Below are 12,386 nucleotides of genomic sequence, written 5' to 3'. Positions count from 1 at the left end.
GGATGTGGGAGTGGCCACAGTGATGCGTGTGGCGGTGAGACCGGGGAATCAGTCCTTGGCTTTTGCCTCGGGATCCCGGCCGTTGGCTTCGATCAGGCAGCGATAGCTTTCTTCGCGCTTGCCACTGGCGGTGACTTTTTCAATCGACCAGCGACCGCGCATGAAATCCGGCCAGGTATCGTCGAGCACCAGCAGACCTTCGGCCGCCAGCAACGGATCGCCCGGACAGGTGACCTTCAGCTTGTATTTCTCGCGCAGCATCTTGCGCACTTCGGCCTCGCCGATGGCTTTGGCTTCTTCTTCGCTGGCCAGTCTCTGGCGGATGACCTTGTAGGGTTCGGAACCGGTGACCACTTCGCGCAGTTTGCCGAGCGCACTGTCCCAAAAGGAGGTTTTGCAACCCTGATTCTGGGTACGGGCGGTCTCTTCCAGCGTGGCGCTGATGAATGCGTGATCGCCCGGCCGATTGTTGTGGGTGACCGACAGCATGACGTTGGGTATCACCTGGCCCGACAGGTTTTTGAGCTGCGCCGGTTTCGCCAGTACGTAAAGGTCGTTGAACGGTTTGGCCACCGCGTCGTACTTTTTCGCCAGGCGTGTGATGAAGCTCATGTCGGTTTCGTTCGACTGGTCGACATGGGCGATCCTGATCAGCGCCAGTTCGGGATCCACGCGCGGCGAGAATCCGTGTCTCGAGACCAGCTCGCGAAACAGTCCGCCAAGGGTTGTAGGGCCATGACTGGCCGTGCGCCGTTCCTTGAATCCGGAGTCGTCCTTGCCGCTGAAAGGCGCGGCGGTCGCGACCAGCGTCAGGCGCAGCGGGAACAGCGTCGGCGTCAGTCGAGTGACCTTGAACTGGCCTTTTTCCACCAGCCCGGTCTCCAGATAGCCCACCCGCAGGCCGATGGTTCCGCCCAGGGTCGGCAAGCCTTCAAGGCCTTCCAGATCGAGCACCAGCGTCAGTTGATCGGACTCCATCCCGGCGGCATCGATGTGTTCCCAACTGATCAGACGCTGGTTGAGCAGATCCTTGTTGGCCCCGTAGATTTCAATCGCCGGCGTAAATCCCTGTGCCATACAGCCTCCTTAATCCCAGGCAAGGACCGGTTTGATCACGGCTGGTTTCGAGTCGAGTTCCGGCAGCGTCACCCAGACACCTGCCGGCAGGATCGGGCCGTGCTCGGCCAGGGTCGGGTTGAGTGTCCACAGGGCTTCTTCGGCGCTGTCATCGCTGCGACCGGTTTCGCGGTACAGCAACAGATTCACCGAGTCACCGGCCACGCTTCGTACCTTACGCATTGTTGAACTCCGCCAGTTCGATAACCCAGTCGACCACCATCGCCGTGCCGTCATCGATGACGCAGCTTTGGGTTTCCTGAACATTGTTGATTCGCCAGAGACCCCAGTTGCGGCCGATGCCATCGATCAGCGGCAGGGGGACTCGAAGCGATTGCAGGGCCCGCAGCTCATCGAGCCGATCCATGGCCACCGCGTACATCGACTTGCCGGTGATGTTCAGGGTTTCCGGTTTCTGTCCGATCTGACTGGACTTGGGTTTGCTGGTGAGAATCGGCAGTTCCGTCCAGCCGCCATCGGATTTGCGCAGCAATGTGCTGTAGGCAAAGCCGCGGGACAGGCCGAAGATGAAACTGCCCAGTGCCATTTGTTGTTTCATGTGGCGACTCCATCGGTCAGGGCTGCGTCACGTCGTGTGGCGAGGGGGTTGGTCGGCATGATCTGGCCCAATTGACTCATCGTTGTCTGCACCACCAGATTGGCCAGTGCCTGGGCGCTGCCCTGATCCTGACCATTGATGTTAATGGTGGAGTTGAACGTGACAGGCTGGCTGGCAGTTGCGGTGGCAGGTGTCGCGGGAATCGTGAAGGTCGCCGAGGTCGCGATCAGATCTTTACTGACCTGTGCAGGAGAGCCAAGACGATCGACTTGTGTCCCGAGCTTGTCGCCCAGGGACTCACCGATGGCTCCCCCCGCCATGCTTCCGAGCCACCCGCCGACCATGGTGCCCAAACCCGGCAGAATCAACGTGCCCAGTGCAGCACCGACAGCGGCTCCGGCAGACGACCCGGCTAACGATGCACCGGACGACACGACGGAACGCGTATCGCCCTTCATGACGCCGGTCACCATTTCATACCCGGCGCTGAGCAATCGCAGCGGCGGCGCTCGCTTGGCGAGCAACTTGCCTGCCCTAGCGTAAGCACCGGACAGCGGAGCGGCCGGTGCAGCACTGACGGCCGACGAGCCGGAAAATGCCGTCATGCTTCCCGGCCAGGGTGAGCCGGACATGGAAGGCAGAACGGGCCGTGCCGGCACCGCTGGTGGTGCGCTGGTCCGTGGTGGCCAAGGCGTCACCCTGCGTAGACTTCGCACGCTTCGGCCGGTGGGCTCACGTCCGGCTCGCCGCCGGATGCCTGGCCAGCGTGGCTCGAGTGTGTTAGCCGTCCCGCTCCCGCTGCCCAACGGTTTGCAGCAGCAGTCATGATCCGCGCCATTCCTGGCAGACTTGTCCTTTGCTTTGGGGTCTTCAAGATCGGCAATCAAACCGCCAAGACCGAACGGCAATTTTGAAGCGACGCCCTTGAGCAGTTTGTCGGTGAAATTGCCGAACGCCTTGCCCATCACCGCCACCACGATGGCCGACAGTCCAGCGCCCGCAACGGCCAGCGCCGTCGAGGTTTTTGGATAGGCTTCGGCCATATCGGCCACGCCATTGGTCATATTCGTCAGCGAGTCCAACGTGCCGGTCGCATCCGGCGCCAACGCCGTGATCAGACGATTGAGACTGGCATCGAACGCGTTCCAGCTTCGCTGCGGGTCTTTGCCCGCAGGCTCGGCGCTGCGTTCAATCGCGCCGCTGTAAGCCGGTGTCAGTGGATCATTGGGCTTGAGCAATGAAAGCGGCGTCTGTGCCTCGCCGGGTTTGCCCATCCATTGACCCACGCCTCCCTCACCCGCAAATGACGATGCCAGTCTGCTCTGGGCCGCTTGCGAGGACACCAGCGTCGACGTTCCTTCCAGTTTGGCCGGCGCGACCAGCGAAAACGCTTTTTGCAGGTCTTCGGGTTTCGCCAGCAGTTTGCGTACACCATCGTCGCCACTGAAAAGTGTCTTGATCAGCGCCGTTTGCTGCTCTGCCGGTTGTTGCTTCAATGCCGCCAACGCTTTGACAAGGCTGTCCGGTACGTTTTCGGTCAACTTGCCGGGATCAAGCCCCAACGCCTTCCACGCCGACTGCTCGGCCGCCGAGCCTTGGGTGCCTTTGGCCAGGGCTGCGCTGATGCTTTTCACCGCCGCCCCGGCACCGGCCTTGTCGACATCAGCGTTGAACAATGCGGCGGACAACGCCGCCAACTGCTCGGGAAGGATGCCGGCCGCAACGCCCGACTCGCCGGATTGCTGCACGACCGAACCGATGTCGGCAGCCGTCGCATTCAGTCCGCTGTTGCCCAGATGCTGAGTCGCATCGGCCAACAGTTGACCTTGAGTGCGATCCAGTTTCATCGAGATTTGCCAGGCCGACAGCATTTCACCGGCCGACTTCAGGCTGATGCCGAACGCCGACGCATTGACCGCCGCATCCCGGGCAAAGTCCAGCAGCACTTGCTCCTTGTCGGCGCCCTTGAGACCAGCGCCAATCCCGGATCTGCCAGCCGCGACTTCGACCTGCACCAGATCCACGACCGTCGCCCCACTGCCGGCAACCCGTTTATCGGTGGCCAGTTTGAGGTTGGCTTTCGACAGCGTGTCGAGGTCGCCACTCAGGCCTTGAACCTGCCTGAGCTGGGCCATGGCGGCTTTCAGGGCCATGTCCGATTGCAGGTAGGCCGGAGGCGAGCGCTGTTCAATCTCAGCCTTGAGCTTAGACTTGCTCTCGCCGCCTGCCGCCGGTGCGGCAGTTACAACCGGCACCTTGAACGATGCCAGAGCTGTGTTCAGCCCCAGGACAACGGCGCCGAGCTTGATCTGTTCACGCACCAGACTGCGGATGTCGACACTGGCCGTGAGCAGCGCCTCTTTCAGTTCGGACAGTGGTTTGATCAGGCTGTCCGTGGCCGATCCCGCTGCCGACAAACCGGAACCCGCACCTGCGGTTTGCGCGGCGTACATCAGCGAAAACGATGTGTCTGCCATGCCGCTCTACTCCTTTTTCACGCCAAGGCGAGTGATCGCTATGTCGTAGCGGCGCAACGCCTTTTCGGCGTCCCACTCCAGAATTTCCGCCTCACTTACCGGGTAAATGAGCGGCACGATATCGAGGATTACTTCGATGTCGCGTTCTGAAAGAAGGCCGCCGGCTGGTTTAAAAAATCGTCGATGCGCACCTGCAATTGCGTCCAGTCCGGGACGGTCATCAGGGCCAGATCGGGGATCATCAGGCCGGTGCAATGGGCGGTGATGAACTCGGCGCGTTCCTTGGCCGTTTTCAGTTTCTTCATCACTTTGGTGGCCCGCAGCGCCGGCATTTCCAGGCTCAGCGAAGTCACGGTGCGGCCGGTGACGGCGAGCGGTTGCAGCAGTTGCACCTGATCGGGATCGTCAGACTTTTCCGCGTCCTCGACCTGGTCGAGAAAGTACGACGCCGGACGGGTCGACATCTCGTGCACGTACTGCGCGATGGTCACGTAGTCCGGGCGCTTGAGCTGGTCGAGTTCCTTGACCGACAAGCCGGTGGCCAGCAGCGCCAGTTCGAAGAACTGATCGTCTTCATCGTCGCCAGCGCGTTCCAGCGCTTCTTTCTGGGCGGCGTAGAACAGCGGTTTGAGCTGGATCGATTCGATCTGCGAGCCGTCGTCACCGGTGATCGGCGACAACAGGACATGCTTGGGTGGCATCCACGACATGAAAGGAATTCCTTGGGTGTTCTTGAAGATTCCTGTGGGCATGAACGCCCACAGGTTTTGTGCCTGATCTGCCGAAAGGCTTACGGCATCAGCACCGCACGACGGGCATCACCAAGGATGTCGACGCCGTTGAGCACGAACTTCTGGGTGCGCACGTCGATGTCGATCACCGGAATGCCGTTTTCCAGGCGGTTGTAGGTGCGGCAGGAGAACTCAAGAGTCGTCAGGGCTTTGCCACCCATTTTGATTGCTTCCTCACCCATGGTTTTGAGCTTGCCGCCGATGGTGTGATAGGTGAACCAGGTGTTGCCGTCCTGATCCTGTCCGGCTTCGCGCACGTTCAGCAGAATGTCGTCGCCCAGTTTCACGCCCATCGCCAGCAGCACTTCAGCGCCGGTGCCTTGCAGCTTGAGCGTGGCATTCAGTGCCTTGGCGCTCTTGGCCATTTCCTCAACGATGAAGCGCCCGCCCGTCATGCTTTCCATGTCGAAGTCGATCTTCGGCGGAGTGAATTCCTCCACGGTCGCCGACAGCGGCAGGCCTTGCAGGGTGGCCGCGATGGCCTGTCTTACGCGGTTGGTAAACATTAGAGAACGTCCTCCAGGAACTGCTCGATGATTTCATCGCGGGCGTTGAGTTGATAAACCATGTGTTCGTTCGGCGCGTAGCGGCCGTAGTCGATGACCACGTACCAGGTGCCGTTCTTGTACTTCTCGACGCTGTTGAGTTCCGGGTGCAGATATACGCTGCCGCCGGGAATGGTTTCGTCGGCGACCAGGGTTTGCAGCCAGTCGTTGATGCGTTTGACTTCCTGATCCATGAACGACTTGGTCAGGTTCTTGGCCATGGCTTTCTGGCCGGCCTTCACCAGCTTGCGGCTGATGGCGTCTTCCAGACCGACGTAGCTGATGAACTTGCCGGTGATCGAACGGTTGCCCAGCAGCGAGAAGCCGCCAAGGATGGTGCGGGCGTAATAGCTGACGCCGTAGCGGTTGAGCAGATCGCCTTCGGTGGAGGTGTCGAGGATGTTGTATTCCACGACCCGCGACACGTCTTCGGCGTAGGTCACCTGGTTGCCCGGGCTTTCCCATTGCTTGACCTTGGCCAGCGCGGCGATCGCCAGGCTCGATGGCGCGAGGAACACGTTTTTCTTCGCCGCTTTCGAGTACACGGCCGGCATGTTGTGCACCACCAGGCAACGGTCGAAACCGAGGTCAGCGCCGCCCAGTTCCTGGCTATACAGCACCTGATCGGCGACCGAGACGTCCTTGCCGTCCAGCACCACACGGGCCTTGATGCGCTTGCCGAACGAGGCGAACTCGCTGGCCACCGCTTTAGTGCCGGTGAAGCCCGGTGCGCCGATGATGGTCAGGTCTTCCGGGACGCTGCCCAGTGCCGCCAGACCGAGTTTGCGACCGGTGGTTGGATCAACGCCGCCGATCACCGCGTTGACGGTGTCAGCCGGAGTCGCGCCCGCTTCGACGATCACCACGTACACCGGCACCTTGACCACTTTGAGGATCTGGTAGACGGCGTGGTACAGGGTGCCCTCTTCCGAACCGGTCGGATCGAGCAGCGCATGGGTGGTGAAGCTGTTGATGCGAAACGGTGCGTTACGCGGAATCAGCGGATCGGCTTTCGGCGCGGTGCCGACCAGACCGATGACGTTGTCGCCCAGGCCACCCATGGCCTCGGGGGATTCGGTGGCATTGACGGTAATGCCGTTGTGCTCGAAGTTCAGAACCTCAGCCATAGTCAGTCAGCCTTCTTGGCAGCGGCCTTCACGGCCTTGGTGGTAGGTGTTTTCAGCTCCAGTCGACCGGCGCTGTGCAGGGCACTGGCCTCGACGTCGAGCAGATCGAGTTCCTGGCCGAGGCTCGACCAGTGCCCACCGCCGGTGGGGAATGGAACGAGCACGGTGTAGGTTTGGCGGGTTGCCATTTTTCGTTTCTCCATAAACGGGAAAGCCCCTCAAAGGGAGGGGCTTGGCGGGTGTTGAATGTGTTGGGCGGACAATAAAACGCCCCGGGGTGCGGGGCGTTTTATTGAGGCTCGGAGGTCGGTGAAGCTGGCATGGAATCGGGCCAGCCTTCCTTGAGCATTTCATCGGAGTACGTGCCATCCTCGATTGCCTGGAGCAATTCCAGTTCGCGGTCGAAACAAGCCTGCACGTGCGCCCTGACAGCTTTGGCAATCGCGAGAATCTGCTGCGCGCCGATCTCGACGAAACCCTCGAGCGTTTTGAAGTTGCAGCGGTAATCAGGATCGAGGATCGCCGAGATGCCAGCGCCATAGATCATCCCCGCGCTTTCACGGGAGGTTGCAACAGTTAAACCTTCCACAGAAACGACCGCGTCCTCCCGCTCATAGCGCTCATCGGCGACCCGTTGCGCATAATCAGGAGTTACTTGTGGGAAAGGCGTTTTGACAATTTCATCGCCTACTCGACGCCAGATGCCGTCGGCTTCCTGGGTCAACCTGATAAACAACTTGTCATCGACTTTGACTGCCGACGCGGGAATCGGGTGAACCCCTTCAATCAGGCAGGTTTGCAAGTTCGAATTCTCGTCAAACAGTGCGTATTTCATGATCTCTCCTTAACTGCCCACCGCGACCCAATGAAAGACCGTGACCCCGGGAAAGGTATGTTTTCCATAAAACGAAGTGAGATTTGACACACCGACATCCACATACCCGTTCACTGCCGACCCTGGTGTGTAGTTCAACGTCGCGTTCAGGCTGTACATGCCATTTGGAAAAGCAATCGGGAAGGCAGTGGCGATGTCCGTACCACCATTTCCGGAGACCCTGCCCCACTGAATGATCAGGCCACCGAGCCAGGACGGGAAAATGATGTACCCGTTGATTTCCTTGAGAATCTGAAATCCCCAGCGGAGTTTTTTGGGTGTCACGATTGTGGTGTCGTCAGCCCCGGCATCGGTCAGCGCCTGAGTGGCGAGTTTGGCTGTGCCTTGTTTGATTTCGGTCGCTTGCTGGGCCAGAGGAGCCAGCGCTGCGACATCAATGCTTCCCTGATTGACCGGTGCGTTCCAGGCTTTGATGCACCACATGACGGCGAGGTTGCGCGGACGGGTGCCAACCAGGTGCCCATCAGTAAACAGCGCCGCCTGATTCAGCGATACAGGGGAGGTGATTTCGCCAGAAGAGAAAAATGCGGAAGGATAGTCGGCCGCAGAGGCAACGTCGCCTCCAAGTACCGGGTGAGACTTCCCACTATTGTCTGGATTGAGTTTCCAAGATGAGGCGGCAGCTTGGATAGCCTGCGCTGTCGAGGTCACCGCATCGTGCGCAACCAACGTCGCTTTTTGCCAGCTACCGATTGTCCGACCAGCGTCAACACCGCGACCATGATCCCAACCACGCAGAAACTCACCGCGAGATTCCGGCAACCGGAAGTTGCCCGCACCTTCGTCCCCCTTGTTGAACTTTGTGCCGAGATAACCCGCCAGATCCGGATAGGTCGCAATGCTTTGCACACTGCCGTCCAGCTCCAAATAACCGGCAGGAACGACGCCCGTTGGAAACGACAGGACAGCACCGACCGGAACGGAAGATTTGAGCTGTGCGACTTCATTGGCCAGTGCGGCGACGTCGATGTTTCCCTGATTGATCGGCGCGTTCCAGGCCTTGATGCACCACATGACTGCAATGCTGCGCGGACGGGTTTCCGAACCGCCAGTGGCAGTCGTCTGTGGTGTTCCGTTGCTGTCGGAGCGGTTGCCACGAGCGACCTTGTCCTGGCCAAATCCGCTCGGATTGGCAGGCGCGTCAACTTGGTGAACGTGAGACTTCAGCTCATCAGGTGCCCAACTGCCAATCGCCCGACCCGGGTCTACACCACGACCATGATCCCAACCTCGCAGGAACTCACCACGCGATTCCGGCAACCTGAAGTTTCCGGCACCCTCATCACCTTTGTTGTAAGTGGTGCCGAGATATGCCGCCAAATCCGGATAAGTCGAAGTGCTCTGCACACTGCCATTGAGTTCAAGAAAGCCGGGCGGCACGATACCTGTCGGGAACGCCATGACGGCACCCACCGGAACGGCAGATCCCAACCGGGATACTTCCTTGACCAGTGCCGCTACGTCAATGTTTCCCTGATTGATCGGAGCGTTCCAGGCCTTGATGCACCACATCACGGCAATATTGCGGGGGCGGGTTTCCGCAGAGGTACGAGCCACCTTTGAAGCATCAAAGATCACACTGTGATAAGCGTCTTTCTGGGTGGTCTGCGTTAAAGACTTGCTCATGTTACCCAAGCCGAACACACCATTTGCGGTGGTGATATCGAGATAGCCATCAAAGATGCCGTAGAGGTTCTGCAGGGTGTCAGTCTGAGAACTGCCGATTGCCCGACCGCCATCGATACCACGCCCATGATCCCAACCGCGCAAAAACTCCCCACGCGCCTCAGGCAACCGGAAATTCCCGACACCCTCATCCCCCTTGTTGAACTTGCCACCCAGATAGGCGCTCAAGTCCGGGTAGGTCGCGCTGCTCTTGACGCTGTTGTCCAGCTCCAGAAAACCCGGCGGCGGCGTATCGACAGGGAACGCGACAATCGACCCCACCGGCAACGCCGACGCCTTGGCAATCAACGATTCGACTTCAGCCTTGGTGTACGAATCCTTGATGCCGAAACCGGCCAGCGTGTCAGGATTCGAGCCGGCTGTCGCGCGGCCGTATTCGTCGACGCTCAGACTTTTGTAGGTACCGGCGGCAATCCCGGTGCGCCCGGCCAGCATCTTGAATGTCAGCGCGGTAGTGCCGAGCGTGATCGGTGCGTTGGTGGTCAGGTGCCACAGCGAATCGCCGTTGAGCGTGCCCTCCTCCACCATCACCGTCAGGCCCGGTGTGACCTTGGCGCTGACGTTGGCATCGTTGGCCCGAACCCAGTCGCCGTTGGTGACGATCCACAGACCATTGTCCTTGGCCAGGGTCTGATTCGGCAGCAGCACACGGTCGCCAGCAACCACTGCAACACCGTCGATTTGCTGTGCACCGTTCAACACGACATTGCCAGTCGCAGCTACGCGAACCGACTGTTTGCCATCCAGTTTGCCAAGTTCTTCGGCGAGGTAGCTCATGACCCACGCACGAGTGGCCTTTACCACCGTGTCATCGATCACCAGCGTCACCAGCGAGGCATTGCTGGTCTCGAAAATCGAGCGGATGTAGAACTCTTTGCCCGAGCCGGACGTGGCCAGCACCGGTTTGAACGACTCCGGGTATTTGACGATCGCGTAGAGAATGCCGGTGTCGGTCCACAGACCGGCTTCACGCACGTACCAGCCACCGACGTCCGGCGGGATGGTGACTTCGGCGAGCAGCCAGCTCGGATTTTTCTCGTCCTGGAACAGCGCATTGAGCGGTCCGCGCCAGACTTCGCGTTTCAGCGCGGTAGCCGTCGCGGCCGGGTTGTAGACCGCGCCGCCGCCATCGCCGACGGAAATCTGCGTCAGCTTGATCGGTACGCCCGCTGCCTTGCAGGCGGTTTCGTAGGCAATCCCTGCGTTGGTGAGCAGGGTGTAATAGTCAGCCATTCAGGCCCCCTGAGGATAAATAGTGGATGTTTCGACGGTGTACATGCCCGCGCCCAAGAACGCCTCTCCCGAGGTTTCGAGCCCTTCGATGAACACCGGATAAACCGTGGTCAACTCACCGCAGAAGGTCGCGGCGCCGATGACGTGATTGCCGAAGGCGCTGAGGCCGACCGACACCGACAGCACGTCCCGCTCGCTCTTGGCATCAGCCAGGCGCCGGTCGAGACGGGCGTCGATTTCTTCGCTGTAGGGTTGTTCGCTGAAGGCCCGCACGGAAAAGCTGTAGGGCTCGCCGGGCGGTGTCTGCTCGTACCAGGCGCGGATTTCCGGCCTGAGCTGCAAACCCTTGGCGGCGTTCTCCAGCGCCTTGCGAGTGCCGGCCTGGCGCGCGGTGGGCCAGGCCAGTTCGACGGTCAGGCGCTTTTCCGCTTCCGGTGCGTCGGTGCTCCATTCGGCCACTCCACGATCCGCTGCGAGATACGGCAGGAAGGCGACGGGGGTTGAGGCCGGGTTCATCAGTTCTGGAAACGGCGGCGCGACGCGATCAAGCAGTGCGCCGAAGCCGATGTCGAGGGCCCGTTCCAGCGCCGAGCTGTTGGCCGGCAGCAGAGTTGGACGCGGTGTCTGATCGGTCATAGCGTCTGCACCTCGACCTCGACCGCCGTGCAGTACGGCGCTTGAAACGCCGAGCACACAACGGAACCCAGAGGTTCAAGAATCTGCAATTGCACGGCGCCGGCGCTGTGCAGCGTGTAGTCGATCCAGCTCGGATCGACCCGGCCTTCCAGGCGATGGCAACTGTCGGCGTAGGCCTGCAAATGCTGCTGCGCGGCGACCTTGGTCAGGCCCGAATCCGGACCGGAATTGATCTTCGCCACCACGCGGATTTTGTAGCGCTGAATCTCGGCGGCCTGCACCGTCACCTTGTCCGTCTCGGGACAAACGTCGGGCCGTGCGAAGTGTCGACGTACGCCTTCGAGCAGCGTCGGGGACGGTGTACCGTCGCCCTCGCGGGCAAGCACGGTGACTTGCACTTCGCCAGGCGCGGTGCGGCGACCGTTGCCGTCTTTGACCTGCGCAGCAAGGCCGTCCGGGTCGAAGGTGTAGGTAACGTTCACCACACCGGCCTCGGTGGATTCGACTTTCACCGTCGGCCGTTCACCGAGGGTGAAGACCTCGCGGCGATACTGCATCCGCGAACCCGCCGCCGGCGCATGGGGTGCCAGGTAATAGCGCAGCCGGGCGTCATCGTCGCTTTCGTAGATCGCCGGCACCGGCGGGAATGCCGCCGGATCACCCGGGTCGAGCAACTGGCGCTCCAGGCCCATGTCCGCCAACCGCGCATCAAGATTGCTGCCGGTGGCCCACCACGCCAGCATCTGCTTGATCCGGGCGTTGTATTTGCGTTCGTGGGTTTGCAGGCGAACGCAAAAGGCCTCCAGAGCCAGGGTCAGCAGTTCGCTTTCGTTTTCCAGGCTGGTCTTGAGTTTTTCCGCGTTCTGCGGCGAGCGCGCGCCGACGTACTCGACCACGAAGGTCTTGAACTCGGCGAGCAGATCCTCGAAGGCATCGACCTTGATCAAGGAGGGTTCGGCCAACTGGTTCTGGCCGGGGATCAACATGCTCATGTCACGACCTCGAAAGTCTGTTGGCGGTTTTTCCAGGTGCCGGCAAACCGCAGCAGCAGACCGGCGCCCTGACGGGTGGCGACAATCACGCCGGGCTGGAAATCGCCGATACCGTTTTGCGGGTTGTAGAACGCCTGGGCCGCGTGGCTCTGGGCGAGTAACAGGATGTCGTCGCCCAGGTTCTGCCCCAGCAGCGTGGGGATCAGCGAACCGTACAAGGGCCGTTTTTGCCGGGTGCCCAGCGGCGTGGTCAGGGCCCGGGTCGCGCGCTGCACGAATTGCAGCCAGTCGTCGACCGTGGCCCCGCTGTCTCTATCGATTCCGATCAT

Annotated in this window: 13 protein-coding genes; all 13 read right to left on the bottom strand. The window is 60.7% G+C overall.

Features of this window, described 5'->3' with window-relative positions:
• Positions 1 to 48: 48 nt before the first annotated feature.
• Positions 49 to 1,077: a hypothetical protein gene (locus tag QRN46_RS19440; RefSeq protein ID WP_011332722.1), complete on the bottom strand. Its 1,029-nt coding sequence runs from the start codon at positions 1,075 to 1,077 to the stop codon at positions 49 to 51.
• Between the two features lie 9 nt (positions 1,078 to 1,086).
• Positions 1,087 to 1,299, bottom strand: coding sequence for a tail protein X (locus QRN46_RS19435; RefSeq protein WP_011332721.1), 213 nt, complete (start codon positions 1,297 to 1,299; stop codon positions 1,087 to 1,089).
• Positions 1,292 to 1,675, bottom strand: a complete 384-nt coding sequence (locus QRN46_RS19430; protein ID WP_011332720.1) for a phage tail protein — start codon at positions 1,673 to 1,675, stop codon at positions 1,292 to 1,294. Before QRN46_RS19430 ends, QRN46_RS19435 begins: the two co-directional genes overlap by 8 nt.
• The gene (locus tag QRN46_RS19425; protein WP_285356616.1) at positions 1,672 to 4,152 is read right to left on the bottom strand and encodes a phage tail tape measure protein; all 2,481 of its coding nucleotides are present in this window, start codon (positions 4,150 to 4,152) and stop codon (positions 1,672 to 1,674) included. The genes QRN46_RS19430 and QRN46_RS19425 overlap by 4 nt, the downstream gene beginning before the upstream one ends.
• A gap of 128 nt (positions 4,153 to 4,280) precedes the next feature.
• Positions 4,281 to 4,862: a phage tail assembly protein gene (locus tag QRN46_RS19420; protein WP_011332718.1), complete on the bottom strand. Its 582-nt coding sequence runs from the start codon at positions 4,860 to 4,862 to the stop codon at positions 4,281 to 4,283.
• Between the two features lie 80 nt (positions 4,863 to 4,942).
• Positions 4,943 to 5,449, bottom strand: a complete 507-nt coding sequence (locus tag QRN46_RS19415; protein ID WP_011332717.1) for a phage major tail tube protein — start codon at positions 5,447 to 5,449, stop codon at positions 4,943 to 4,945.
• On the bottom strand, positions 5,449 to 6,615 hold the full coding sequence (locus QRN46_RS19410) for a phage tail sheath protein (protein ID WP_011332716.1): 1,167 nt from the start codon (positions 6,613 to 6,615) through the stop codon (positions 5,449 to 5,451). Before QRN46_RS19410 ends, QRN46_RS19415 begins: the two co-directional genes overlap by 1 nt.
• Positions 6,616 to 6,617: 2 nt before the next feature.
• Entirely contained in the window at positions 6,618 to 6,803 is a 186-nt protein-coding gene (locus QRN46_RS19405) for a hypothetical protein (RefSeq protein WP_221615122.1), read from the bottom strand.
• Positions 6,804 to 6,904: 101 nt separating this feature from the next.
• Entirely contained in the window at positions 6,905 to 7,450 is a 546-nt protein-coding gene (locus QRN46_RS19400; RefSeq protein WP_201816884.1) for a DUF4376 domain-containing protein, read from the bottom strand.
• A gap of 9 nt (positions 7,451 to 7,459) precedes the next feature.
• The gene (locus QRN46_RS19395) at positions 7,460 to 10,429 is read right to left on the bottom strand and encodes a tail fiber protein (RefSeq protein WP_285356610.1); all 2,970 of its coding nucleotides are present in this window, start codon (positions 10,427 to 10,429) and stop codon (positions 7,460 to 7,462) included.
• Positions 10,430 to 11,065, bottom strand: coding sequence for a phage tail protein I (locus QRN46_RS19390; protein ID WP_201816887.1), 636 nt, complete (start codon positions 11,063 to 11,065; stop codon positions 10,430 to 10,432).
• Positions 11,062 to 12,057 (bottom strand): baseplate J/gp47 family protein, encoded by a 996-nt coding sequence (locus tag QRN46_RS19385; protein WP_285356606.1) that lies wholly within the window; start codon positions 12,055 to 12,057, stop codon positions 11,062 to 11,064. Before QRN46_RS19385 ends, QRN46_RS19390 begins: the two co-directional genes overlap by 4 nt.
• A complete protein-coding gene (locus tag QRN46_RS19380) occupies positions 12,054 to 12,386 on the bottom strand; it encodes a hypothetical protein (protein ID WP_007954853.1) in 333 nt (110 codons plus the stop codon). Before QRN46_RS19380 ends, QRN46_RS19385 begins: the two co-directional genes overlap by 4 nt.

The organism is Pseudomonas sp. lyk4-R2A-10 (assembly GCF_030209075.1).
In the GTDB taxonomy this organism is placed as follows: Bacteria; Pseudomonadota; Gammaproteobacteria; order Pseudomonadales; family Pseudomonadaceae; genus Aquipseudomonas; species Aquipseudomonas glycinae.
This window is presented reverse-complemented; position numbering and strand designations above follow the sequence as displayed.